The 25,968-nt window shown below is 37.5% G+C and carries 22 protein-coding genes, 1 tRNA gene and 1 riboswitch; of the genes, 20 read left to right on the forward strand and 3 right to left on the reverse strand.

All coding sequences use genetic code 11. The features are described 5' to 3' along the window. Positions 1–104: 104 nt before the first annotated feature. The 19 genes from HMPREF1865_RS05980 (at position 105) to HMPREF1865_RS06070 (ending at position 20,568) form a co-directional block, all read left to right on the forward strand. Positions 105–181, forward strand: a tRNA-Arg gene (locus HMPREF1865_RS05980). Positions 182–261: 80 nt separating this feature from the next. Then, on the forward strand, positions 262–747 hold the full coding sequence (locus tag HMPREF1865_RS05985) for a hypothetical protein (RefSeq protein ID WP_060919531.1): 486 nt from the start codon (positions 262–264) through the stop codon (positions 745–747). 59 nt (positions 748–806) lie between these two features. Then, positions 807–1,187 carry a hypothetical protein gene (locus tag HMPREF1865_RS05990; RefSeq protein WP_060919532.1) on the forward strand — a complete coding sequence of 127 codons (381 nt, stop codon included), beginning with the start codon at positions 807–809 and terminating at the stop codon, positions 1,185–1,187. Positions 1,188–1,497: 310 nt separating this feature from the next. Beyond that, positions 1,498–3,651 carry an ATP-dependent Clp protease ATP-binding subunit gene (locus HMPREF1865_RS05995; protein ID WP_060919533.1) on the forward strand — a complete coding sequence of 718 codons (2,154 nt, stop codon included), beginning with the start codon at positions 1,498–1,500 and terminating at the stop codon, positions 3,649–3,651. 77 nt (positions 3,652–3,728) lie between these two features. Beyond that, a riboswitch (TPP riboswitch) is annotated at positions 3,729–3,836 on the forward strand. A 78-nt stretch (positions 3,837–3,914) separates the two neighbouring features. Further along, positions 3,915–5,219: a phosphomethylpyrimidine synthase ThiC gene (gene thiC / locus HMPREF1865_RS06000; RefSeq protein ID WP_060919534.1), complete on the forward strand. Its 1,305-nt coding sequence runs from the start codon at positions 3,915–3,917 to the stop codon at positions 5,217–5,219. 23 nt (positions 5,220–5,242) lie between these two features. Further along, on the forward strand, positions 5,243–5,440 hold the full coding sequence (gene thiS / locus HMPREF1865_RS06005) for a sulfur carrier protein ThiS (RefSeq protein WP_060919535.1): 198 nt from the start codon (positions 5,243–5,245) through the stop codon (positions 5,438–5,440). 1 nt (position 5,441) lies between these two features. Beyond that, on the forward strand, positions 5,442–6,212 hold the full coding sequence (locus tag HMPREF1865_RS06010; protein ID WP_060919536.1) for a thiazole synthase: 771 nt from the start codon (positions 5,442–5,444) through the stop codon (positions 6,210–6,212). 9 nt (positions 6,213–6,221) lie between these two features. Beyond that, on the forward strand, positions 6,222–7,322 hold the full coding sequence (thiH, locus tag HMPREF1865_RS06015) for a 2-iminoacetate synthase ThiH (RefSeq protein ID WP_060919537.1): 1,101 nt from the start codon (positions 6,222–6,224) through the stop codon (positions 7,320–7,322). Positions 7,323–7,334: 12 nt separating this feature from the next. Further along, positions 7,335–7,970 (forward strand): sulfur carrier protein ThiS adenylyltransferase ThiF, encoded by a 636-nt coding sequence (thiF, locus tag HMPREF1865_RS06020; protein WP_230949608.1) that lies wholly within the window; start codon positions 7,335–7,337, stop codon positions 7,968–7,970. Positions 7,971–7,973: 3 nt separating this feature from the next. Then, on the forward strand, positions 7,974–8,621 hold the full coding sequence (gene thiE / locus HMPREF1865_RS06025; protein WP_060919539.1) for a thiamine phosphate synthase: 648 nt from the start codon (positions 7,974–7,976) through the stop codon (positions 8,619–8,621). A 181-nt stretch (positions 8,622–8,802) separates the two neighbouring features. After that, entirely contained in the window at positions 8,803–9,570 is a 768-nt protein-coding gene (locus HMPREF1865_RS06030; RefSeq protein ID WP_060919540.1) for a LamB/YcsF family protein, read from the forward strand. 128 nt (positions 9,571–9,698) lie between these two features. Continuing rightward, positions 9,699–10,895 (forward strand): NRAMP family divalent metal transporter, encoded by a 1,197-nt coding sequence (locus tag HMPREF1865_RS06035; protein ID WP_060919541.1) that lies wholly within the window; start codon positions 9,699–9,701, stop codon positions 10,893–10,895. 74 nt (positions 10,896–10,969) lie between these two features. Then, positions 10,970–11,713: a 5-oxoprolinase subunit PxpB gene (pxpB, locus tag HMPREF1865_RS06040; protein ID WP_060919542.1), complete on the forward strand. Its 744-nt coding sequence runs from the start codon at positions 10,970–10,972 to the stop codon at positions 11,711–11,713. Between the two features lie 37 nt (positions 11,714–11,750). After that, a complete protein-coding gene (locus HMPREF1865_RS06045) occupies positions 11,751–12,722 on the forward strand; it encodes a 5-oxoprolinase subunit C family protein (RefSeq protein ID WP_414162608.1) in 972 nt (323 codons plus the stop codon). 416 nt (positions 12,723–13,138) lie between these two features. Then, positions 13,139–15,181: a YadA-like family protein gene (locus tag HMPREF1865_RS06050; protein WP_081094608.1), complete on the forward strand. Its 2,043-nt coding sequence runs from the start codon at positions 13,139–13,141 to the stop codon at positions 15,179–15,181. A gap of 255 nt (positions 15,182–15,436) precedes the next feature. Continuing rightward, a complete protein-coding gene (locus tag HMPREF1865_RS06055; protein ID WP_060919545.1) occupies positions 15,437–16,846 on the forward strand; it encodes an MATE family efflux transporter in 1,410 nt (469 codons plus the stop codon). Between the two features lie 819 nt (positions 16,847–17,665). Next, complete coding sequence (locus HMPREF1865_RS06060) at positions 17,666–18,436, forward strand: OmpA family protein (RefSeq protein ID WP_230949609.1); 771 nt, start codon at positions 17,666–17,668, stop codon at positions 18,434–18,436. A gap of 226 nt (positions 18,437–18,662) precedes the next feature. Further along, positions 18,663–19,784 (forward strand): AI-2E family transporter, encoded by a 1,122-nt coding sequence (locus HMPREF1865_RS06065; RefSeq protein WP_060919546.1) that lies wholly within the window; start codon positions 18,663–18,665, stop codon positions 19,782–19,784. 127 nt (positions 19,785–19,911) lie between these two features. Beyond that, the gene (locus HMPREF1865_RS06070) at positions 19,912–20,568 is read left to right on the forward strand and encodes a PepSY domain-containing protein (RefSeq protein ID WP_004692962.1); all 657 of its coding nucleotides are present in this window, start codon (positions 19,912–19,914) and stop codon (positions 20,566–20,568) included. A 191-nt stretch (positions 20,569–20,759) separates the two neighbouring features. Here HMPREF1865_RS06070 and HMPREF1865_RS06075 read toward each other — a convergent pair whose 3' ends face one another. Both HMPREF1865_RS06075 and sstT read right to left on the reverse strand, forming a co-directional pair. After that, entirely contained in the window at positions 20,760–22,277 is a 1,518-nt protein-coding gene (locus HMPREF1865_RS06075) for a dihydrolipoyl dehydrogenase family protein (RefSeq protein WP_060919547.1), read from the reverse strand. 246 nt (positions 22,278–22,523) lie between these two features. After that, a complete protein-coding gene (gene sstT / locus HMPREF1865_RS06080) occupies positions 22,524–23,744 on the reverse strand; it encodes a serine/threonine transporter SstT (RefSeq protein ID WP_060919548.1) in 1,221 nt (406 codons plus the stop codon). Between the two features lie 346 nt (positions 23,745–24,090). Between sstT and HMPREF1865_RS06085 the strand changes: the two genes are divergently transcribed. Then, positions 24,091–24,837 carry a ubiquinone/menaquinone biosynthesis methyltransferase gene (locus HMPREF1865_RS06085; RefSeq protein WP_060919549.1) on the forward strand — a complete coding sequence of 249 codons (747 nt, stop codon included), beginning with the start codon at positions 24,091–24,093 and terminating at the stop codon, positions 24,835–24,837. On the opposite strand, the gene HMPREF1865_RS06090 is transcribed toward HMPREF1865_RS06085, so the two are convergent. Continuing rightward, positions 24,818–25,549, reverse strand: a complete 732-nt coding sequence (locus HMPREF1865_RS06090) for an SIMPL domain-containing protein (RefSeq protein ID WP_004692958.1) — start codon at positions 25,547–25,549, stop codon at positions 24,818–24,820. The genes HMPREF1865_RS06085 and HMPREF1865_RS06090 overlap by 20 nt on opposite strands. Positions 25,550–25,968 lie beyond the last annotated feature (419 nt).

Genomic DNA, 25,968 nt, shown 5'->3' on the forward strand with positions numbered 1-25,968 from the left:
TTTTTTTTGCCTTTTTTAGGGTATACTAAGATAGGGTGTAGTTGACGATACATAGTACATAATTTATACTATAATAGATAATTCCATATATAGGTAATCCACATGGTTCAGTAGCTCAGTTGGATAGAGCAACGGCCTTCTAAGCCGTGGGTCGGGGGTTCGAATCCCTCCTGGATCACCAAAGAAATAAGCGGATAGTTCGTAATGAGCTATCCGTTGTTTATTTGAATTTATAATAGCCTGTGTAAGGATGGTGGTAATTTGGCATATGTACGTATAAATTTAATTGGTGATTTTGAGGATAAGCTCGTGAATAAGGGGCGTTCAATAGGTCTTGAACTACAAAATCTTGATCCATCATTAGCGTCTATTCGAGTTTTAACCTATTTAAGAAAAACAGGAAATAGTTTACCTAAAAAGATAATAAAGTCAAAAGATTTTGATAAATCTATTCCTGTAGAATTGGCTGATAATGTTCATTCATTAATTAATAAAATTGAAAATGGAGTCGATTTGACGCCATATTTAAGTAAGAATAGTATTATCTTAAATAATGATGAGAAATTTGATTATTTATTTAATGATTGGGGGATATTACATTTACATTTGGGTAAGGAGTTTGAAGCTAAAAATCCTAAATTTATAAAGAGGACTGGTCCTCTTTTATTTATAATTCCATATTTTGATAAAGTATATCTTCTCTCTGTATTTAATCATCGTGATAATGTTTGGTCTAAAAAATATTAGTACAAAAAGTATATGATAATTGGCCGGAGCTTCTTCATAAATTTGATGATATTATTGGTTTGCCAACTGAGATTTCAGATGATGATCGGCAGCTGCTTAGAAAAGCAGGTATAAATTCAGCTATAATAGATATTAAAGACTCTAAAAATGGAGAGAAAATTTTTGTCTCAATGAATGGGTTAGGTTATTCTACTATTGGGGATCCAATTGTTAATATACAATATTACAATAAAATAGTAAAAAAACTAAAAAAGCTTCAAGAGATTATAAAAAATAGAATATATCTTTCTCCTCTAATATATGAAACTTATAAAGAACAGTCTGTTGTTTACCTTATATTAAATTTTGATTTAAAGAAAAGACGTTGGCAAGTAAGGGATTTAATTACAGAGAATATTTTTTGGGAAGATTATAGTAACCTATTAGCTATTTTAAATTAGATATAGATTCATATATTAACAATATTTTTATATTGAGCTTCTGAAAAAAAGACCATTCATCGAATGGTCTTTTTGCATTTATAATAAATCACTCAAAAGTTCAGCTTTAATCGCATCCTATAAATTCAGTATTTATCTACATTCTTTCCTCATAATTCGAATTAGTCAAAATAAAAGTCAAAAAATTACGTTTTGATATATTGACTTTTTGACTTTTAAGGGTTATTATAATGTCGTAGGGTAAATAAACCCAGTAAAAATAGTATTAGTCAAATAGTTAAACTCTATGATGTATGAGGGGGTAAAATATATGAACAACAACTTTAACAACTTTGGTAATGAATTTTCTAGTATGAATGATTTGTTTAATCAATTGATGGGTAATATGGGGGGGTATTCCACAGAACGACGTAGTTATAAGATTAATGGTCGCGAAGTAACTCCAGAAGAATTTGCGTTTTATCGTCAAACTGGTCGATTACCATCTAATGAGGAAATGCAAGCTGCTCAAGCTGCGCAACAAGGTAAAATTAAACAAGATGGCATCCTTGCTCGTTTGGGGACAAACTTAACTCAACAAGCTCGTGATGGTAAACTTGATCCTGTAATTGGTCGTAACAAAGAAATCCAAGAAACAGCAGAAATCTTAGCACGTCGTACTAAAAATAATCCTGTACTTGTAGGTGATGCTGGTGTTGGTAAAACTGCAGTAGTAGAAGGCTTGGCACAAGCTATTGTAAATGGTGACGTTCCAGCAGCTATTAAAAATAAAGAAATCATTTCCATCGATATTTCCGGATTAGAAGCTGGTACTCAATACCGTGGTTCCTTCGAAGAAAACATTCAAAACCTTATTAAAGAGGTAAAAGCCGCAGGCAATATTATCTTGTTCTTCGATGAAATTCACCAAATTTTGGGTGCTGGGTCCACAGGTGATGGTCAAGGATCTAAAGGCTTGGCAGATATCTTGAAGCCTGCTTTGTCCCGTGGTGAAATGACAGTTATCGGTGCTACAACACAAGATGAATACCGTAACACAATCATGAAAAATGCAGCTCTTGCTCGCCGTTTCAATGAAGTTAAGGTCAATGCACCATCTGCAGAGGATACTTTCAAAATCTTACAAGGCATTCGTCCGTTGTACGAAGCGCATCATAATATTGAATTGCCAGATGCGGTGTTGAAAGCAGCTGTAGATTATTCCGTACAGTATATTCCACAACGTAGTTTGCCTGATAAAGCTATTGATTTAATCGATGTAACAGCAGCTCACTTGGCATCTCAACATCCTGTAACAGATATTAAAACATTGGAAGCAGATATTGCTGATGCTAAAGCAAAACAAGAGGAATATGCTCAAAAAGAAGACTATGAATCTGCAATCAATGAAAAAATGCGCATTCAAAAGTTACAAGCAGAGCTTGATAACCATACAGAAAATCAAAAGGTGGTAGCTCAAGTAAACGACGTAGCCGAAGCCGTTGAAAGAATGACTGGTATTCCTGTATCTCAAATGGGGGCGTCTGATATCGAGCGCTTGAAAGACATGAAATCTCGTTTAGAAGCTCATGTAATCGGTCAAGATAAAGCAGTAGAAGCTGTATCTAAAGCAATTCGTCGTAACCGCGCAGGCTTTGACGAAGGTAATCGTCCAATCGGTAGTTTCTTATTCGTAGGTCCTACAGGTGTTGGTAAGACAGAATTAGCTAAACAATTAGCTCTAGATATGTTCGGTAACAAAGATGCAATCATTCGTTTGGATATGTCCGAATACAGTGATCGCACAGCCGTATCTAAACTAATTGGTGCTACAGCTGGTTATGTTGGTTACGAAGATAATTCCAACACATTGACTGAACGCGTACGACGTAATCCTTATTCCATCGTATTATTCGACGAAATCGAAAAAGCAGACCCTCAAGTTATCACATTACTTCTACAAGTATTGGACGATGGTCGCTTAACAGATGGTCAAGGTAACACAGTAAACTTTAAAAATACTGTTATCATTGCTACATCCAATGCAGGTTTCGGTTATGGCAATGACAATGATGATGAAAATAAAGTAGATGTAATGGAACGCATCGCTCCATTCTTCCGTCCTGAGTTCTTAAACCGTTTTAACGCAGTTATTGAGTTCAATCAATTGAGCAAAGAAGATTTGAAAAAAATCGTAGATTTGATGCTTGATCAAGTGAATAAAACTTTAGCTAAAAAAGATATCACTCTTGATGTAACAGATGCAGCTAAAGAATTGTTGATGGAACAAGGGTATGATAAAACTATGGGCGCTCGTCCATTACGTCGTGTTATCGAATCTGAAATCCGCGATAATGTAACTGATTTCTACTTGGATCATATCGACGCTAAACACTTGCTTGCTGATGTTAAGGATGGGCATATTGTAATCTCTGAAAAAGCAGATTCCGATAATAGCAAAGACCAAGATAAGGCTGAGAAATAAAGAATAGACGTAAAAGTGTCAGAATAATCATTTGACAAATCTGAATAAAGTAGTAATATTAATAGCATAATTATATAGTGAGTATGCAAGGGAGCCTATTATATAGGCTGAGAAAGGGCTGCGAGCACCTGACCTTTATACCTGATCGGGATCATGCCCGCGTAGGAAGCACGCTAATACTTAATACGGGTATCGATCATTTTGTTCGATACCCGTTTTTGCATACCTAACTATATATGTCTTTTATATAGGAGGATGTAAAAATGTTTATGACACAATTGGAATCGGCTGTGGCTGGCGTAGTTACGAAGGAAATGAAAGTAGTCGCAGAAAAAGAATGTATGGATGAAGAGGTATTACGCTCCCTAGTGGCAGCAGGAAAGGTTGTTATCCCTTGTAACAAGCAGCATACTAGCATTTCGCCTGAGGGGATTGGTAAGCGTCTAAGAACGAAAGTCAATGTTAATTTAGGTACATCGAAAGATGTTACTGATTATGATAGTGAGATTGAAAAGGTTAATCGAGCTATTCGACTTGGAGCAGAGTCGATTATGGACCTTTCTACTCATGGTGATACTCGTATTTTTAGACGTAAATTAATCGAGACATCGCCAGTAATGATTGGTACAGTGCCTATCTATGATAGTGTCATTCATCATCAAAAAGATTTGGGTGAATTAACAGCTCAAGATTTCTTGGACACTATCCGATTACACGCTCAAGATGGTGTAGATTTTATTACTATCCACAGTGGTATTACGAGGAAAACAATAGATCAAATTAAGAATCATAAACGGATGCTTAATATTGTTAGCCGCGGAGGGAGTTTGGTATTTGCATGGATGAGCATGACAGGCCATGAAAATCCATTCTATGAATACTTTGATGAAATCTTAAAGATTTGCAAAGAATATGATGTTACTTTGTCTTTAGGTGATGCTTGTCGTCCAGGTTGCTTGGCGGATGCAACTGATGTATGCCAAATTGAAGAGCTTGTAAGGCTTGGTGAATTGGCAAAACGAGCGAAACAATATGGTGTACAAGCTATGATTGAAGGACCTGGGCATGTACCTTTACATCAAATACAAATGAATATGGAAATACAAGAGTCCTTGTGTGATGGAGCGCCATTCTATGTGCTGGGACCGCTCGTAACAGATATTGCGCCTGGTTATGACCATATTACAGCTGCCATTGGTGGGGCTGTAGCGGGTATGCATGGTGCGTCATTCTTGTGCTATGTTACACCAGCGGAACATTTAGCCTTACCAAATGCAGATGATGTAAAAGATGGAATTATGGCTTTCAAAATAGCGGCGCATGCTGCAGATATTGCTCGTGGTATTCCTAATGCAAGAGATATAGATGACACTATGGCTAAGGCACGTCAAGTTCTCGATTGGGAGGCACAATATGCTTGTGCCCTTGATCCTGAACGGGCTCGTTCTATTCGTGAAAGTAGAGCACCGGAGGAAGATCATGGTGAAACCTGTTCGATGTGCGGCAAGTTTTGTGCTGTACGCAGTATGAATAAAGCTTTACAAGAAGAATATATTGATATTTTATAAGCTTTTTCATATGGGAGGTCATGATGGATTTGATTGTTAATGGAGCGCCAAAGCATGTTGTAGGTAAGCAACTTCATTTGGTTCTTGATGAATTAGGCTATTCTGGTAAACACTTTGTAGTTGAGCTTAATGGCGAGATTCTTAGCAAGGAAGCATATACAACCACTAAATTAACGGCTGCTGATAGATTAGAGATTGTTAGCTTTGTAGGAGGTGGTTGATATGTTGGATTCATTTACTGTAGGTAATACAAGATTTTCTAGTCGCTTATTAGTAGGAACAGGGAAATATGCATCCTATAATTTGATGCGAGATGCACTGGTAGCATCGAAGTCAGACATTGTGACGGTTGCTCTTAGACGAGCAGGTACAACACAAAGTGAAGAGGATATCTTAAATTATATCCCTGATAGGATGCATTTATTACCGAATACATCGGGTGCTCGAAATGCAGACGAAGCTATACGTATTGCACGCATGGCTAGAGCGTTAGGCTGTGGTGATTTGATTAAGATTGAAGTCATTCAAGATCAGATGTATTTGATGCCCGATAATCTAGAGACTATTAGGGCTACTGAAGTGTTGGCAAAGGAAGGGTTTATCGTCTTTCCTTATATGAGTCCTAATTTGATGGATGCAAAGCGACTGGTAGATGCTGGTGCTAGTTGTGTTATGCCCCTCGCTTCGCCTATTGGTAGCAATCGTGGACTTGAAGCAAAAGGATTGATAGAAATTTTAATCAACTCTATTGATGTGCCGATTATTGTTGATGCGGGAATAGGCAGACCTTCCGATGCAACAATCGCTATGGAAATGGGGGCTAGCGCTGTTCTTGTTAACACGGCTATTGCTACGTGTTCAGATCCAGTAGGTATGGCAGAGGCTTTTTATCATGCTGTAGAGGCTGGACGGAAAGCATATCTAGCAAAATGTGCACCTAAGAAGTTTGTAGGCAGTGCATCTTCACCGTTAACTGGTTTCTTGCGAAAGTAAGGTGAGAATATGTCATTTTTAGATGTGCTTTCAAGAATTTCTGACGAAGATATAGCTAAAACATTAGATGTTGTAACTGACGATGAAATACTTTCAACGCTCTCTAAAGCAGTACTTGATATTGATGATGCACTTATTCTATTATCACCTCAAGCCCTACCATATTTAGAAGATATGGCCCAGCTGGCTCATGAACGGACGGTACAGCAATTTGGTTATACTACACAACTATTCACGCCTATGTACATTTCAAACTATTGTGATAATGGTTGCGTGTATTGTGGATATAGCCATCATAGTGGGATTGCTCGTGAAAAGCTAAGCTTAAACGATATTGAGCTTGAAGCGAAAGCAATCGCTGAAACGGGATTAGAGCAAGTTTTGGTATTAACCGGCGAATCTAAATCTTGCAGTCCACCGTCATATATACAAGCTGCCGTAGAAACATTGGTTCCTATTTTTAGTAGCGTTAGTATTGAGGTGTATTCGCTTACGCTAGAGGAATATAAAGGATTAGTCACAGTTGGAGCGGATGGAATGACGATGTTCCAAGAGACATATAATCCGACGTTGTATGCGCAATTACATCCATTTGGGCCTAAGAGTGATTTCGCAAAGCGTATTGATACGCCTGAGTTGGCTTGTCAGGCTGGATTTAGAGTGGTCAATATTGGTGCTTTAATGGGCCTTGATGAATGGCGTAGAGAGGCATACAAGACGATGTTACATCTTAATTACCTTGTGCAACATTATCCGGATGTAGAATTATCTGTTTCAGTTCCAAGAATTCGACCTTGTGCAGTAGGTTATTCTCCAAAATATCCTGTAGATGATACGGCATTGGTTCAATATATTTTGGCTTTGCGTCTTTTGTTCCCCCGTGTGGGAATTACGCTTTCCTCTCGTGAAAGCAAGTATATGCGTGACAATCTGGTGAGACTGGGGATTACAAAAGTTTCAGCTGGAGTAACGACTTCTGTAGGAGGACATACAAAACAAGATGATTCTAGCCAATTTACAATTAGTGATAATCGCAGTGTAAGTGAAATGGCAACAATGCTTGAAAATAATGGATACCAACCTATTTATAAAGATTGGCAAGTACTATGAGGGGATATGTGTATGGCTCATATGAATAACGAATTTGAAACGGCTATATCCCACTTCTATAGTTCTGAGGAGTTTCGTAAATTGCAGAGTTCAGTAGTAGGCGTTTTAGGTGCTGGCGGATTGGGATCCAATTGTGCTGTTAATCTTGTACGTAGTGGTATTCGAAATCTAATTATTGCAGATTATGACATTGTAGAGCTAAGTAATCTAAATCGACAATACTATTTTTCGTGTTATGTGGGGCAGTATAAGGTAGAGGCATTACAAGATGTGTTAACTGCCATTAATTCAAATGTTATCGTTAAGATTTATAAGGATAAATTGACAACCGAAAATATACCTGAAATTTATAAAAAAGCTGATATTTTGATAGAAGCCTTTGATGCGGTAGAAGCTAAATCTATGTTTTTAGAGGCTGCAATCTCAGTAGATGTACCTAAAATCATGGTATCCGGATTGGCTGGAATAGGTAATTCCGATGCGTTACGAACTAAAAAGTTAGGTCAAAATTTATATATTGTTGGTGACGAGCATTCCGGTGTAGATAATGCGTATCCTTATGCACCACGTGTGGCTATTGCTGCTGCAAAACAGGCGGATCTAGCGTTATCACTTTTACTAGAGAAGACCATGTTTAATGAGGTGTAATAGGTGAATAGAAAAGACAAACTAACAGAGGTAATAAATGCTTGCCCTATATATGGAATTACGGGCGGTACTCGAGATGTAGTTCCGCTTATAAAAGATATGCTAAGTGCAGGGATACGAATTATTCAGTATCGTGAAAAGGGAAAAACGCCTATTCTGCGGTATCAGGAGGCTATGATTTTGAGGCGGTTGACCTATGATTATCATGCTCTATTAATTATTGATGATTATGTTGATCTTGCGCTAGCTGTACATGCTGATGGTGTTCATATTGGACAAGATGATTTGCCGCCTAATACGGTAAGACGGATTGTAGGGCCTAATATGTTGATTGGGTGGTCAACCCATAGTATATCCGACCTAAAGGCGGCAAACAGATATACGGGTGTTATAGATTACATTGGGGTAGGGCCTATTTTTTCTACACAGACAAAACCCAATGCTAATCCTGTAGGAATTTCTTATGTATATTGGGCAAAGCAATTTAGTAAGTTTCCTATTGTTGCTATTGGGGGGATTAAAATGACAAATGCTGATATCGTTTGGCAAGCGCATCCCGATTTTATTTGTGCCGTTTCTGAAATAACAGAGTCGGACAATATAAAAAATACGGTTTATGAGCTTATGACTGGATATAGGAAAGTCAGATAAAAAAATTGAGTTTACATACAAACCACAAGATTATAATCTTGTGGTTTTTTAGTTATAAAAGAATTTTGTATACATGATAAAAATCATTGCTAACACATCGATTTATTTAGTATAATCGTATCATTAAATTCGATATTCTATAGAATTTATAAAATAAATGAAGATGGAGAGGTAATAGTATATGTCTCATTATGTAGATTTAAATAGTGATTTAGGCGAAAGTTTTGGTAATTATACATTAGGTATGGATAGTGAAGTATTAAATCACGTAACAAGTGCTAATATTGCTTGTAGTTGGCACGCTGGAGATCCTCTTATTATGGATGCGACTGTCCGCATATGTAAAGAAAAGGGCGTAGCCGTAGGGGCACATCCTGGTTATCCAGATTTGATGGGATTTGGTCGTCGTGCGATGGCAGTAAATCCTGTTGAGGCAAAAGCCTATATGATATACCAACTAGGTGCACTACAAGCTTTTTGTGATAGTCATGATGTTACTTTACAGCATATGAAATTGCATGGTGCCTTTTATAATACAGCCTGTGTTACGCCTGTACTAGCCGATGCAATTTTAGATGGTTTACAAGCAGTAAATCCCAATATTGCGGCTATGGTATTGAGTGGTAGCTATATTGCTCAAGAGGCACAGCGACGAGGTATTCCTGTTATACAGGAGGTGTTTGCCGATCGTGGCTACACAGAGGAGGGAACATTGGTTCCTCGTACAGAAGTAGGTGCTTTCATCAAAGACCCACAAGAGGCTTTAGACCGAGTACTGATGATGGTTACAAAGGGTAAGGTCGTTACTAATACGGGGAAGACCATTGATATTGTGGCAGATTCCATATGTGTTCATGGAGATAATCCTGAAGCGATAGCTTTCACAAAGTATATTCGGGAAGGGCTATCAAAAGCTGGTATAACGGTGGCGAATTTTCAACACCGATAACACTATTAAGAACATTAAAATAAATGCTTAATTAATACTAACAGAAAATACGAATATAAGTATTAAAAGCAAATATGAGCTTTAAGCAATAAGTATGACATAGATTAATTATTATTTTGGAGGTTCCTATGAAACCAATTACAGGTAAAGCGAGTTTCTCTGTCCTATTAGGGGCAGCTTTCTTAATGGCCACGTCATCTATTGGGCCTGGCTTTATGTTGCAAACAGCAGCGTTTACAAATGAGTTGAAAGCAGACTTTGCATTTGCTATCGTTATATCCGTTATTTTCTCTATTATTGCACAGCTTAATGTGTGGACAATTATTGGTGTATCCCAAATGCGCGGTCAAGATATTGCGAATAAGGTATTACCAGGCCTTGGGTATATAGTGGCATTTTTAATTTCCCTTGGTGGATTAGCCTTTAATATCGGTAATATTGGTGGTGCTTCTATGGGCCTCAATATTATATTTGGTATCGACACAACAACAGCAGCCGCTATTAGTGGTATTTTGGGCATCTTACTATTTACATCTAAGAAGATGGGTGGTGTTCTAGATAATACGGCTAAAGTACTCGGTACGGTTATGCTCGTCCTCATTGCTTATGTAGCATTTTCAACGAATCCCCCGGTAGGGACAGCAGTGACTCATGCGATAGTACCTACGAATTATCCGTGGCTTGCTACGATAACTCTTATTGGAGGGACCGTAGGTGGATATATAACATTCTCTGGTGGGCACCGCCTTATTGATGCTGGTATTACAGGTCAAGAACATTTAAAGGATGTACGTCGTGCAGCGATTATGGGGATGTCTGTAGATGCATTAGTTCGAGTGTTACTGTTCTTAGCCGTTTTAGGTGTAGTATCTATGGGCTTTGTGCTAGATCCTAAAGATCCAGCAGGCTCTGCGTTTCTTCTCGGTGCTGGTGAAATCGGTCATAAATTATTCGGTATAGTGTTTTTCTGTGCTGCGCTGACCTCTGTAGTAGGGGCTGCCTACACATCAGTATCCTTCTTAAAAACATTGTTTAAGGTTGTAGAACGAAATGAAAAATTGACTATTATGGCGTTTATCTTTATTTCTACATGTATCTTAATCTTTATTGGTAAACCAGCATCTCTATTGATTTTAGCGGGCTCTGTAAACGGTCTAATCTTGCCTGTTACGTTGGCAGTTATGCTCGTTGCTACTCATAAATCTGAAATCGTAGGGGCATACAAACACAATAAACTTTTATATTATACAGGGTGGATTGTAGTGCTCGTAACATCTTACATTGGTGTTACATCTTTAAAAGGTATTGCTAAGTTACTAGGTTAATTAATTATCTGTGAAAGCACCATTACGTTCGTCTTGAATGTGATGGTCCTTTCTAGTTATAGCAGGAGGTACATATGAAACCTACAATTTCACCTGTAGGGGATTGCGCTATCTCTATTGATTTTGGTCAAGCAATCGATCCAAAGATTAATCGACAAATCCGACAAGTTATAGAGCAGATTAAACTCTTACAGCTAGATGGAATTATTGAACTAGTTCCTACATACTGTGCATTGCTTATTCAATATGATGCAATGGTATATACGTATTCCGACATTTGTGGAACTCTTAATCCAATATTACAAGAATCTGTAACAGACAGCGGAAATGAACGTGTTACGATTGTTGAAATCCCGACCATTTACGGTGGCGAGTATGGTCCAGATCTAGGTTTTGTAGCCTCTCACAATCATATAAGTGAAGCTGAGGTTGTATCCATTCATAGTGGTACTGATTATTTGGTTTATATGTTAGGTTTTATTCCTGGTTTTACTTACTTAGGTGGGATGGATCCTCGCATTGCAACTCCGCGCTTGTCTTCGCCAAGAACTTTGATTCCTGCCGGGTCTGTAGGTATTGCAGGAGAACAGACTGGCATATATCCATCAGATTCTCCAGGGGGATGGCAAATTATTGGGCGCACACCTGTGACTATGTATGATATGTCTAAAAAACAAGCTGCATTATTAAGAGCAGGGGACTACGTTCGTTATGTGCCCATCGATGATACTGAATTTTATCGCATCAAATCTTTAGGTTCAGCTTATGTTCCTGTTGTACATGAAGTAGAGGTAGGTGATTTGCGTGGCTTTAAATAGTTTTAAGAAAGCTTCAATCCACGTAGATGGACCGGGGATGTATACAACGATTCAAGATGCAGGACGAGTCGGCTATCAACAATATGGTATGCCTGTAGCGGGTCCTATGGATAGTGAAAGCTATCTATTGGGGCAGGCTTTAGTAGGAAACAAGGAGTCTCTAGGGGCTTTAGAGTGTACCGTATTACCGCCTACACTAACGGTTCAAGGTACATGTATTGTTGCTTTTACAGGGGCTGATATGCACCCCACTATTAATAATATAGTCGTGCCTCGATACATACCTTTTATATGTCACGAAGGAGATATTATTTCTGGTAGCTTTAGCCAATGTGGCGTGCGTATGTATATTGCTTTCTCAGGCGGTATTGATGTTCCTACTATTAATGGTAGCGTATCGACTCATACAAAGGCTAAGATAGGTGGTCTTGAGGGGAGACCGTTACAAGCAGGTGATCAGTTTGGCATTAAAGCATTTACTAGAGACGAGGTGAATGTGTGCGACTTCTATGATGGTCATAACTTATTCAATATCGCCTTATATAACCGCGGCGGCCGTGAGTGTCACGAACCTTTGCGTGTTGTTCTCGGAAATCAAGCAAAGTATTTTACAGAGAAAGGAATCAAGACCTTTGGTAGTAAAATATATACATTGACTGTACAATGTGATCGCATGGGCTTTCGCTTGGATGGCCCTGTTATAGAGCATATAGATGGTGCGGATATTATCTCCGATGGCGCTGTATTTGGTTCTATCCAAGTTCCTTCTGATGGAAACCCTATAGTGCTCATGGCAGATCGGCAAACAACAGGTGGCTATACAAAGATTGGTACTGTGATTACGGCAGATTTACCTAGGTTAAGCCAATTACCAGTGGGGGATGGAATTCATTTTGATATCGTATCTGTCGAAGAAGCACAAGAAATATATCGTACATATATGAAACGCTTACATAAGCGCATACAATTAGCACACGAACAAAGTGTATATGTCTTTAATGTAACTTAATTGGTTTTCCCTATTTAATTATATAAACTAGCAATAAAGCTATCTTGTAGATTGTTATTTCTATGAGATAGCTTTTTGTTATGTAATGTAAGATGAATTGATGAGGTGGTGGGAAAATATAATCTTATAAAACAAGTTTAAAATAATGATTATGAATTTATATTCATTTTATATCTTCGTTATGGTATAAAATAAGCCCGTATTTTATATAAATTTGTGATATGAATCACTATAAAACGCATTAATGCTGTATTTGTGCGCTATGTAGAATTATGAATAAAAAATGAAAAAGCTTGATAGTGTATTCAAGGTTTTGATATACTTATAATATTGAAAATTTTGGAATTCTCGTATGACTTACCATATGATAAAACATCGAGGGAGCATTAATATTACTATAGTTTATAGGAGAAAGTATAAATAAGATTTTTAAAGTGGTTTGTAGCAAATCAAAAAACTGTTACGTAGTAGTATCTGAGTTCGCTAAGAATAATAGTGGCAAAAAGAAAATTGTTGTAGCAGCAATTTTGGTTGCATTAGCAATGACTAATGCTAGCATCTCTATGGCGGCAAATACTTTGCCTACAAATATGCATGCAACAGCAGTAGGCTTGGGGGCTGGTGCTTCTGTTACTGGTGATAAAGCTGTAGGTTTCGGTCAAAATGCAGCAGCTGCTGGTGGATATTCTATTGCAATAGGTTCTAATTCTAGTACCACTGTTAACAGTCCACAAGGAATCGCTATTGGTGGTGGTAATACTGCTAATGAAGGTGCAAGAGTAATTGGGGAGCAAGCAATTGCCATTGGGGGAAATACAATAGCTCAAGGTAACTCTTCTATTGTTATTGGTGGCGATGATGTAGTTAAAGCCGATAGTGTAAAAGTTATTTACACTACGAATAATGGTGAGAATAAAACTGGGGATTTGCGTAGTGCTGTTCAAAGCTTAACAGGATTTGATATGAGAAACCCACTATATACATCGGCAACGGCTGGTGAATCTGGTATCACATTAGGCATGAAAGGTCAGTCAGGCAATGTGGGTATTGCCATTGGTGGGGGTTCTAACACTGATGTAGGCGGCACAAAACAATCTAGTTATACTTTGCCAAATAATGTTGTTGCTTCCTGGGCTGGTGGTGATAAAACATTGCCAGGTGACGTTGTATCTTTTGGTTCTAAAGGGTATGAACGTCAGTTGAAACATGTGGCTCCAGGTGAAGTAAGTGCTACCTCCACAGATGCAATTAATGGCTCTCAACTTAGCGCTATTGTAGACCAAATCGCTTATAAATATATATCTATAAAATCTTCTGATGCTGCTAATAAAGATAATACTGGTGCTACGGCAGCTAATTCTATTGCTATTGGCCCAAATGCCGCAACAGACGCATTTGCGAGTCGTTCTGTGGCTGTTGGTGATGGCGCCAGAGGTAAAGTAGTAGATGGTGTAGCTGTTGGCTCAAAATCTATAGCTGATATTGCTTCAGGCGTAGCAGGATATAATGTTAATGCTAGTCGTACAGATATATCTGCATGGAAGGTAACAGCTGCAGGAGGTACTGTTGAAAAAGTACAAGGTGGGGATACCGTAAAATTCCAAGCTGGTGATAATCTTGTAGTTAACCGAGATAGAACTACTTTCACATATGGCTTGGCTAAAGACTTAAAAGGCCTAAACAGTGTTATTGTAGGTGATGAAAACGGTGTATCTACTAAAATCACTCCTGCAGGTACAACTGTGAAAGATGCAGCTGGCAACTCTACTACAATTAATGGGGGTGGTATGACTATTACTCCTGCAGATACAGCAGCTAGCCCTGTATCACTTACTGTAGACGGCTTAAATAATGGTGGCAACAAAATTCATGGAGTAGCGCCTGGCACAGCTGATACTGATGCAGTAAATGTTAGCCAATTGAAAGCATCTAATGCTGGTTTACAAGAAGCTGTTAACCGTGTCGGTACTGAAACACAACGTGTTGGTGCTCATGCGGCAGCTATGGCAGCGTTGAAACCAATTCAATATGATCCATTGGAGCCAACACAAATTATGGCTGGTATCGGTAGCTACCGTGGTGAAACTGCTGGTGCCATCGGTATTGCTCACTACCGAACTGAAGATACGATGTTCAACGTAGGTGTTTCACTTGGCACTAGCCATAACATGGTTAATGCAGGTGTAACGCATAAATTTGGTGGTAGTCGTGAAAGAAAAGACGCTATTCCAGAACGCTATAAGGCGGGGCCTATTAGCTCTGTTTATGTAATGCAAGATGAAGTATCTAGTCTCAAAAAAGAAAATAGTAATCAAAAAACGGTTATTGCTAATCAAGCAGCACGTTTAAATACATTGGAAGCTGAAAATGAACGTCAACGTCAAGAATTGGCTGAAACTAAACAAGGCTTAGATGACTTGCGTGCCGTAGTAAATCAATTATTAGCTTCTAAAGGTTAAGAGTTGAGAACTAATTTTGATAATAGTCTAAGATAGTTATTTCTCTGTAAAACTAAAGAACCTCTTATACATTGTTGTACTTGATAGGGTATATACATTTCGCATAAGAGGTTCTTTTGCTATTTTAATATGTATTCTTATTTAAAATGCATAACATGTGAATGACTTCTCATATGTTGTGTGATATAATACAGTGGAAATAAAAGGTAAAGTGATACCTCTATTATGTATGATCTTGCATGAATAGGAGATAGGATGTTAGACCGTATACAACGATGGCTTTCAATAGACACCATGTTGCCTGTTGCAGAACGATTAGGACCTGTAGGAACTACAAAGCAGCTATATGGTAATTATTTAAAAATAGCTTGGCCAGCTACATTACAAGGCTTGATGTTACAATTTATGACTGCCATTGATTTGGCGATGGTTGGTGCCTTAGGTGCGTCAGCTCTTGCTTCGGTAGGCATTATGGGGCAACCTGAGATGGTAATGCTCATCTTCTGTCGAGCATTATCCATTGCTGTGACGGCAATTATAGCTCGTCGTCATGGTGAAGGCGATGTAGATGGTATGAATGCCGTACTCAAGCAATCTATTTTATTGAATTTTTTAATTTATGTACCGTTATTATTGATATGTTTTTTGAACTTAGAGCATATTCTACGTTTTACGGGTGCTGAAGATGGCTATATTGAAACAGCCGTTTGGTATGGTCGTTTCATAGTTATTAGCTTAATATTTCAGTCCTTTAGCCAAATCGTAGGGGCTGCACTCATTGGATATGGTAACACTAAAGTTATTTTTAAATCTAATGTAGTAGGGAATATTTTGAATACGATAATGAATTTCTTCTTGATTTATGGTATTGGTTTCTTCCCTGAACTTGGCGTTATGGGGGCAGGTGTATCCACTATGATCAGTAGTGCTATTATTGCATTATTGTTGTTGCGTACGATTTCACAACATACTTCTACTGGATTAACATTGCGCCATCCGTCGAAATGGATGTTTGAAAGGCCCGTATTACATACAATGTTTCATGTCGGTGGCAGTTCTTTAGGAGAACAGTTCTTTGAGCGGTTCGGTATGTATACATACACTATGATTGTTGCTTCCTTAGGTGCGGTACCTTTAGCAGCACATTACGTATGTATGAATTTAATGGATATATTTTACTATTTTGCGATGGGTCTTGGATTTGCAGGTGCATCACATACGGGGCAAAGTCTGGGACACAAACGACCAGATATTGCACGTACTTATGGTAAAATTGGTGCTCGTATTGGTTTAGTCGTGGGCCTTGTAAGTGCATTAATCTTTATTGGTCCTGGTGATTTTTTAGTACAGTTATATACTCGTGAAAGTGATGTTGTTACACTTTCAGCCACTTTGATGGGCATTATGGCTATCGCTGCATTCCCTCAAGCATTACAGCAAGTGTATTCCGGTGTGTTGAAAGGGGCAGGAGATACATATTACATCATGAAATATTCTCTTGTAAGCGTAGCAATCATTCGTCCTATTATTACTTATTTATTGTGCATTACACTAGGTTTAGGGCTTTTTGGGGCATGGTTATCTTTGTGCTTCGATCAGTCTCTAAGATTATGTTGTTCTTATTTGAGATTTATTCGAGGAACATGGCAACATAAGGTTGTTTAATGAGATGTAAATTCTTTTTCACATTGAAAGTTTTAGAAGGATTCATGAAAAAGAAGTGAATAAACTTTTGTCTATTAAAAATTTTTGATGTACAATACGTAATGTAAAAAAAATGACACATTGGGGAATGTGTTATCTGACCAGAAACTTCTGATTTCACGTATATATGTAAGGGATATACATATGAAATGATAAAAGCTTCCTTAGTGCATAAGGGAGCTTTTATTCGTTCAATTATAGTTAGATCTATTAGTATATATAATAATGATTTTGATGAACTTATAAGACCAGTAATTTTATTATTGTTAGAGAATCTTAAAAAAGATAAATAGTATTATAATTTCGGAAATGTAATATGTGCAGAGAATCGCAGTGATTCGGCAATAGAGAGGGTTTAAATATTTATATTTATAATATTTATAGATAGATATAACTAAAAATTCATCAAATATTCATGAAGAATGTTGAATTATATTGAAAAATTATGTAAAATATAAGCATATTATTACCAAAGCCTAAGTATTATAAGGGCTGTTTTTGGAGGGAATTATAATGAATAAAAAATTATTAGCTTTATTGGCAGTTGCTGCTGTAGGTGTGTCCGTAGCAGGTGCAACTCCTCAAACTTAATTCAATAAAGGTGAGTTTCAAGTTGATCTTGGTGCGTCTGATTCTAAAGCAAAAACTAAAGCTTGGACTTCTGATGCAAAATGGAACTTTGATGGTGGTGTAACATACGCTTTCACAGATAAAACAGCGTTGCAATACTAATACCATGGTTTGAATGATAAAATGTTCGGCACTAGCTATAGTGATAGAATGCAAGAAGTTAATTTGATTCAATCCTTGAACAAAAATTTCGCAGTATATGGCGGTTATGCTCACATTTCTGGTGATACATTCCCTAAAGCAAATAATATTGCTCAATTAGGTGTAATTGGTAAAGCTAACCTTGGCTCCAAAGTAGACGTTTATGGTAAAGCGGGTGTAGGGACTAAGAGAACTACTACTTGGGAAGCAGGTTTAGGTTATAAAGTTAACCAAGACTGGGATATTAATGCAGGGTATCGTTATATCAATACTAAACGTGATGATAAGTCTAATATTTCCTTCCAAGGTCCTGTAGTAGGATTATCTTACCGTTTCGATGGTCACAAATCCGTAGCTCCTGTATACACTCCAGCGTCAGCTCCTGTATACACTCCGGCTCCAGCTCCTACTGTAGAAGCGCCTGCATATAAAACTCCTAAATTGGATTACTATGTACAATCTATCTACTTTGACTCCGATCAAGATGTTGCTCGTGCAGACCAATATCCAAACTTAACAGCTGCTGTAAATGCTGCTAACCAATATTCTCAAGACCAAGTTAAATTGATGGGTAACGCTGATACTGATGCAAATCCTCAATACAACATTGCTTTGTCTGAACGCCGCGTACAACATGTGGCTCAATATTTAGTTAACCATGGTGTATCTGCCGATCGTCTTATCGGTATTGCTAATGGTGATGTTAAACCAGTTGCAACTAACTCTACAGCAGCAGGTAAAGCTGAAAACCGTCGTGTAGACGTTTATATTCATCGCTAATCTCTAGACTAATCTAGATTAGGCCTACAATAAGTCCACCTTCAATCATGCTCTCTTGTTTATCGAGAATTCGAGCATGCGATAAGGTGGACTTTTGTGTTATACTAAAATTGCATACAATCCTAGGTCATACAATGTTCATTATGCTTTGGTAATGTATGCGATGTGAGAATCGTATAGTTATATAGGTGTAGCTTATTAATAGTGTTATGTGAAGTAGGTTATTATGAAAGAATTCAAATATTACAAACAGCTCATAGGAGCTATTATACTAGCGGGCATTATGATTATGATGGCACTACGTATAAGTGATATTGCTAGTGGTCTTGACGCTATCTTTACGGCTTTTGTTCCGCTCATTGTGGGTGCTTGTATTGCTTTCGTATTGGATATTCTAGTCGTTCGTTATGAACGATGGCTATGGCCTAAGTGTGACTCTGGATGGAAGTATAAAATACGTCGCCCGTTGAGTCTTTTGCTATCCTTTGTAACAATTAGTGTTATTGTGTATTTTATTGCTCGGATGGCTTTACCTCAATTGATTCATTCTATGTCGATTATTGTAGCTGCATCACCGCAATTGTATACGGATTTCCAAACATGGATGCAACATATTACAGAAACCATTCCAATGGCGTCGAATCAAACGATTATAGATGCCCTAAGTGGAGAGAATATTGCTAAATATACTCGTGAATGGGGGACAAAAGGTGGCACATATATTGTAAATACAATGGGCACCGTATTGTCTTGGACTTTGAACATAGGTCTTGGCTTAATTTTTGCTGTTTATATGTTGCTTGATAAGGAACGCCTTATGTTACAAGGTAAACGTATATTAAAGGCATATGCATCAGATGAGTGGGTAAATCGAGTTAGTTATGTAACTCGCGTAGCAGTTCAAACATTCAGCAATTTTTTTGTAGGTCAGTTTATAGATGCCTTGGTGCTAGGCGTGATGGTAGGAATTACTTTATGGCTATTTAATATTGAATATGCTACAACGATTGCCTGTGTAATTGGTCTAACTGGATTGATTCCACTATTAGGTATTTATGTTGGTGGTATCATTGGAGCCGTTATGCTACTTACTGTTAGTCCTATGGATGCTCTCATCTATGTAATTATTTTAGAGGTACTTCATCAAATTGAAAGTAACTTTATTTATCCTAAAATTGTAGGTAACTCTGTTGGATTACCAGGTTTGTGGGTATTTGCTGCTGTTATCGTAGGCGGTAGTTTGATGGGGGTTACTGGTATGTTGATCGGTGTACCTTTAGTGGCTACATGCTATAAATTGATTATGACTGATGTAGATGGACGACTTGCATCTAATGAAGGTTTATAGTATATTGTCTAAATGATATGACTATTTACATATTTTTCGTGTTGCTGAATATAGCATGAACTTATAGAAATTCTAGTGTACTAATAGTTTGATTAATAGAAGCATAGTATCTAGTAGGAGGATTATAATGAATAAAAAGTTGATTTCTATGGCATTAACGGGGGTATTAGCAGTGGGCATGTTATCCGTTGCTACACCAAGTGTGGCAGATGCACGCAAAACAAAGCCTGAAACAAGTACGGATATTTCTGTAAAACGTGCACCTGGCGAGTCCATAGTTATGACTATGAGCCAAATTGGAACTATTTTTCAAAATCGCTATCCAAATGCGGCGCTTCATTCTGTAGAGCTCAACTCTAATGACTTGAACTATGGTTATAAAGTAGTTGGTTATAGTAAGTATCATCAGTACAAGATGAAAATTGACGTAATCACTGGTAATGCTTCTGATATGGAAGAGGGGGGCAAACCTAAGAAAGTTATTGGTGAGATTTTTAATAAAGATAAAGTTATTGAATCAACGCAAGCAGAACGTGTTGCAAAACAACAACTTGGAAATGATGCTGTTATGAAGGGCTGGAAAATTGAAGCTCATAATGGTAAAGTTTTATACTATGTGACTATGCATCAAGATGGTAAAAAAGTAGTTGTTACAGTAGATGCTGAGACAGGTGCTTATGTAGAACAATCTAAATCCTATAAATTACCACCTGAGCCAGATCAAGGCTTCGATGGTCGTAAAACAAATCTCGTTTGGGGTTCTGATATAGATATGGGCCGCTAACCTATCTATTGATGATTAATAAGAAAAGAGCCGAAGGCAATGCCTTTGGCTCTTTTTTGCGATTCCGATACTATAAAATATCGGTTGATAGTGCTCTTATGTTAGAATATTATTTTTTTACAATAGATATGTTTGCAACAAAAGGACTGCGCTTAAGTTTAGTCCTTTTATTATTTATAACTATAGTTGTATTACCAACGATTTTCGTAGTACACTTGTGTCCACATGATAACCTCGACGAGGGATGGATGTGGGCTCATAGTTTCGCCTACAGTGATAACGGATCTAGGGTCCATTTCACGAGTAATACCTTTTTCACGTAAACGTTTAGTGCGTTCAGAAGCAATTTCTTCGTTGATTGCTGTCAACGGAGTTACACCACTATTCATAAGGTTCACATAAGGCTGGAAGAGGATAGAGGCTTGAGGACCTACGACATGCATACCAAGGATATGGTTGGTGTCTTTATCTACCACAATTTTTACAAATCCATCGTTTATATCTCCAGGGTTGATACCCATTGCATAGCCTTTTGCAGTGGAGGAGTAGAAGTTCTTCCCAACCCCTACATTGTAACCTGCTTTGATAGCTTCCGCCTCTGTGAGACCTACACTACCAATTTCAGGATAGGAGAATGTAACCTTAGGTAATGTATCATACCTTGCCCAACGGTAATCATCTTCACTTGTTGCATAGAAGAGATTGTGAGCAATGATATCTGCTTCGTAGTTTGCACGGTGACGGAATGCAGGTTCACCATTTACATCACCTAAAGCGTAGATACCATCAACGGATGTTTCTAAGAATTCATTAGTTTTAATCCAGCCTTTAGGCCATGTTTCGATACCAGTATTTTCAAGGTGAAGCTCTTCCACAGCTGGACGGATACCTGCAGCTACAAGGATTTCTTCAACTTTAGTTTCTGTAATTTGGCCAGTAGTACGATCTTTAGTAACTACCACTTTAAGGTCATCTTCTTGACGGATTTCAACAGTGTCTTGGTTTAGAAGTACGTTAATACCACGTTCTCTGTAGTTGTTAAGTAAGTGTTCCGATATATCTGCATCTTCTTTAGGAACTAAACGTACATTATGTTGTAGAATTGTTACTTTTGTACCTGCGGAATCGAATACGTGAGCGAACTCTACACCAATCGGGCCTGCACCAAGTACGGCAAGAGATTTGTATGGTTGTTTAGGAAATTTATCGCCAAAGAGACTTTCACTAGTAAGGAAACCTGCCTCTTGAAGACCAGGTACATTTGGAACATTGCTATAGCCACCAGTACCAAGGATAATTGTAGGCGCTGTAATTTCTACAATGCCAGACCCATCGTTAAGCTGGATGTTCATCACTGTATCAGATACAAAGCTTGCTGCACCACGATACACATCTACGTTGTCATAGGCATTGTAATAATCATAGATGCCTGCAGATTCGTCAATTTTATGCCAAGTACGCTTGGACACAGTATGCCAGTCCATAGTAGCAGGTCCAACGTTAACGCCAATTTTTTTGAATTCTTTTGTTTCTTGAATTGCATTAGCTGCTGTAACCATAACTTTTGTAGGAATACAACCGCGAGTTAGACATGTACCACCAAATTTACCTTTTTCTATGATTGCCACTTTAAGGCCTTTTTTGAGCGCAGCATCAGCTACGATGGTTGCGCCGCCTGTACCAACTACAATAATATCGTATTGTTTCATGTTGATTCCTTCCTATATATCTACTAATAGTTATTATCATTAACTATATTATACCACTATATTGAAGAAAATCAATATAGTTTGTTAGTGATTGGTGAAAGTTTATATTTAGTTAATCTAAATACATAATATCATTTCCAGAAAATTAAGAGGCGCAGATATATGTAACTTTCACAAAGCCTTATAAAATAATATATAATTAGTTTACAAAAAAAAGACGGTCCCAAAGGACCGTCTAAAAAAATTTTAGTTCCAATCTTGATGATAACCGCGTTTTGCATAATCAGCAGTAGCAGTGAAGAGGATATCTGTACTAGAGTTAAGTGCAGTTTCCGTGGAATCTTGTAATACGCCAATAATAAAGCCTACGCCTACAACTTGCATTGCTACATCATTGGATATACCGAATAGGGAACAAGCCAATGGAATAAGTAACAAGGAACCGCCTGCAACACCGGAAGCCCCACATGCACCTATAGTGGCAATAACAGATAATAGGATTGCGGTAGGAATATCTACAACGATACCTAATGTATGCGCCGCAGCTAATGTCATGATTGTGATTGTAATTGCTGCACCACCCATATTGATTGTGGCTCCTAATGGAATGGATACGGAATACATATCTGGATTAAGTTTCAATCGTTTGGCTAAATCAAGGTTTACGGGAATGTTTGCAGCAGAACTACGTGTAAAGAACGCATAGATTGCAGATTCTCGTAAGCATTTGAATACCAATGGGTATGGATTACGACGAAGGTAAATAAAGGATAAAATTGGATTGATTACTAGTGCTACAAAAATCATAGAACCAAGTAATAATACGAGTAATTGAAAGTACCCAATCAAGGCTTCGATGCCGTTAGTAGCAATGGATTCTGCTACAAGGCCCATAATACCAAGAGGGGCGAATCGAATGATCCAACCTACTACAGTAGTAATAGCTTGTGCAATGGACTCCATAACTTCCTTCGTATTCATCGGTGCATGGCGTAAAGCACCACCAATGATAAGTGCCCAACCTAAAATACCGATGTAGTTAGCAGTCATTAATGCTTTTACAGGATTATCAACTACATTTTTTAGTAATGTTGTCATAACCTCTACGATACCTTGAGGTGGTGCGGCATCGGCTGCACCTGCTGCTAGGTGTAATGGAGTAGGGAAAAAGAAACTTACGATTACTGCTAAAGCCGCAGATAGGAATGTACCTAGTAAATATAAGGTTATAACAGAGCCCATACCTGTTTTTTGTCCAGAGCGATGTTTACTAATCGCAGCAATTACTAAGAAAAATACGAGGATAGGGGCGATACCTTTTAGCGCTCCAACGAAGAGGACTCCTAATAAAGCAAGTTCATTGGCCACATCGGGCACATAAAGAGCAGTTAAAATACCAATAATCAAACCTATGATAATTTGTTGGATTAGACTGACTCTATTGATTGATTTTACAAATCGATTCATAGTACACTCCAATACTTATATAAAAACAAATAAAATCCCATGATAAAGTATCCTTTCAACATGGACATATGTCATTATACAACGAACATGAAATGGTGGCAATAGATATTATAATCGATAGTCGTATATATTTATTATGAATATAGGTAAAAAATAGATATGTGTGTTTAGTTTTATATTATGTAGCGGAAAATACTAAATACCAGTGTTTTTAGTAGGTATGTATATATTACATAGTCACTATATAGAGTATATATATTAGGATTCTTTTTAGCGTTCCTATAGTGTGGTATACTATGCCATATATAATTCTTGAACATAGTTCTTGATTTGTGAAAGGTCCATAATGAATACTAAAGAATTTAAAACGTATGCAGATAAAGAGAAATTTGTACAAGGCGTTTTTTCTAATATTGCAAAAAACTATGACTTAATGAATACGGTGTTAAGCTTTGGACAAGATTATTTTTGGCGTAAATTCTCTGTAAAAGCGATGAATATCGGTCCTCACCAATATGTACTTGATGTGGCATGTGGCACTTGTGTATTTACGAAGGAAGCATTACATCAAGAGCCCACTTTGAAGGTAGAGGCATTAGATTTTAATAGTGAAATGCTAAATCAAGGTCGTGTTCGTATTGAGGTTGCTGGTTTACTCAATCAAGTAAATTTAGTACAAGGTGATGCCATGGCCTTACCATATGAGGATAATACATTTGATGCTGCAATGAGTGGCTTTGCAATGCGAAATGTTCCAGATATTAAGCAGGTATTGTCTGAAATGCAACGCGTGGTAAAACCAGGGGGGAAGGTTGTGGTGTTAGAACTTGCAAAACCAAGTATGTTTGGGTTTAAACAGTTATATAACTTCTATTTTTCATATATACTGCCTATTATAGGAAAATTGAGCAAAGATAACTCTTCCTATGCCTGGCTTCCAGAATCTTTACGTAGATACCCACATCAAAGTGAGATTTTAGAAATCTGGAAATCTCTTGGATATGAAAATGCCACCTATCATGAATTGACAGGCGGCATTGTAGCTGTACACGAAGGTGTGGTACCGAAAAATTCTATTGTAGATAATAAGTGATGTTAGCGTCTTGGGAAACTATTAAAGAGCCTTTTTCTACAGGCGTAGCAGTTTCGAGAGCTGCTTTTAGCATTACTGGGTTACGATAGTAACCAGAGTCCATTGTGCTAGTTTCAGTTGTGCTAATGGAAACAGTTTTTACTGGTCCCAATGTACGACCGAGGGCAGCTGCGATAACTTCTGCTTTATGGCGACCGTTTTGAATCGCTTCTGTAGTTAAAGAATCAGATAATTGTTGAGACACATCATTTTGGAATGAAAGGTTGTTGATGTCGTTAGCACCAGCGCTAACAGCGGCATCGACAACCTTTCCTACGTTATCAAGGTTATTGATCTTAACTGTTACATGATTTGATACATTGTAACCTGTATTGATGCGTTTGCCGTCTTGATAGTCGCTCGTTGGATTGATGGAAATGCTAGATGTATAGATGTCTTTTTTTGCAACACCTAAGTTAGCTAATTGACTAATTAAATTACTCATAATACGATCATTATTAGATTTTGCAGCATTGATATTGGTATTTTGGCTTGTAATACCAAGTGTTAAAATCGCATAGTTAGGTGCTACAGATCGAGACGCTTGACCAGTAATATTAATTTCTGAAGTATCAAATGTGCCCTGTGGTGCAGCTAATGTGGTAGTTCCCATAGTAGCACATATAGCAGCTATAGCTACAGCTTTTGATAATAAATGTTTTGATAGTTTCATACTCAATCTCCTTACAATAATGTAATATTCATATTGGTAAACGCTAATAAAAGAAAACTAATTTGTGCTGGAAGTTCTTTATTACAGCTACATTGTACATGATTAATTGTGTAAAATCAATTATTAGGTTTATGATTAAAAATGAAAATAAAATGAAGATTTTGTAAAATTGAGAATTGGGGGTTGCGATTATATTTTCATTGTACTATAATATGCATACAGTCGTTTGAGCGGCTGTTTCTTAATGAGTGTAGCAATACACTTAGAGGTTTAAAATGAACTTCAAAAAAGATTATAAAATGTGTTGACATGAAAGTGGTCATAATGTTATTATAATCAAGTCGTCAATTACGACAGTACTTAATAATGAAGTAGTGCAAATTGATAACAGATCTTTGAAAACTGAACAATGATAGGTA

Origin of the sequence: Veillonella parvula, assembly GCF_001553335.1 — a bacterium.
GTDB lineage: Bacteria > Bacillota > Negativicutes > Veillonellales > Veillonellaceae > Veillonella > Veillonella parvula_S.

Bases quoted from the DNA above. Each gene is read 5' to 3' on its own strand.
- HMPREF1865_RS05995 (WP_060919533.1), top strand. From the start codon at position 1,498: ATGAACAACAACTTTAACAACTTTGGTAATGAATTTTCTAGTATGAAT.
- thiC (WP_060919534.1), top strand. From the start codon at position 3,915: ATGTTTATGACACAATTGGAATCGGCTGTGGCTGGCGTAGTTACGAAG.
- thiS (WP_060919535.1), top strand. From the start codon at position 5,243: ATGGATTTGATTGTTAATGGAGCGCCAAAGCATGTTGTAGGTAAGCAA.
- HMPREF1865_RS06010 (WP_060919536.1), top strand. From the start codon at position 5,442: ATGTTGGATTCATTTACTGTAGGTAATACAAGATTTTCTAGTCGCTTA.
- thiH (WP_060919537.1), top strand. From the start codon at position 6,222: ATGTCATTTTTAGATGTGCTTTCAAGAATTTCTGACGAAGATATAGCT.
- thiF (WP_230949608.1), top strand. From the start codon at position 7,335: ATGGCTCATATGAATAACGAATTTGAAACGGCTATATCCCACTTCTAT.
- HMPREF1865_RS06030 (WP_060919540.1), top strand. From the start codon at position 8,803: ATGTCTCATTATGTAGATTTAAATAGTGATTTAGGCGAAAGTTTTGGT.
- HMPREF1865_RS06035 (WP_060919541.1), top strand. From the start codon at position 9,699: ATGAAACCAATTACAGGTAAAGCGAGTTTCTCTGTCCTATTAGGGGCA.
- pxpB (WP_060919542.1), top strand. From the start codon at position 10,970: ATGAAACCTACAATTTCACCTGTAGGGGATTGCGCTATCTCTATTGAT.
- HMPREF1865_RS06045 (WP_414162608.1), top strand. From the start codon at position 11,751: ATGTATACAACGATTCAAGATGCAGGACGAGTCGGCTATCAACAATAT.
- HMPREF1865_RS06055 (WP_060919545.1), top strand. From the start codon at position 15,437: ATGTTAGACCGTATACAACGATGGCTTTCAATAGACACCATGTTGCCT.
- HMPREF1865_RS06060 (WP_230949609.1), top strand. From the start codon at position 17,666: ATGCAAGAAGTTAATTTGATTCAATCCTTGAACAAAAATTTCGCAGTA.
- HMPREF1865_RS06065 (WP_060919546.1), top strand. From the start codon at position 18,663: ATGAAAGAATTCAAATATTACAAACAGCTCATAGGAGCTATTATACTA.
- HMPREF1865_RS06070 (WP_004692962.1), top strand. From the start codon at position 19,912: ATGAATAAAAAGTTGATTTCTATGGCATTAACGGGGGTATTAGCAGTG.
- HMPREF1865_RS06075 (WP_060919547.1), bottom strand. From the start codon at position 22,277: ATGAAACAATACGATATTATTGTAGTTGGTACAGGCGGCGCAACCATC.
- sstT (WP_060919548.1), bottom strand. From the start codon at position 23,744: ATGAATCGATTTGTAAAATCAATCAATAGAGTCAGTCTAATCCAACAA.
- HMPREF1865_RS06085 (WP_060919549.1), top strand. From the start codon at position 24,091: ATGAATACTAAAGAATTTAAAACGTATGCAGATAAAGAGAAATTTGTA.
- HMPREF1865_RS06090 (WP_004692958.1), bottom strand. From the start codon at position 25,549: ATGAAACTATCAAAACATTTATTATCAAAAGCTGTAGCTATAGCTGCT.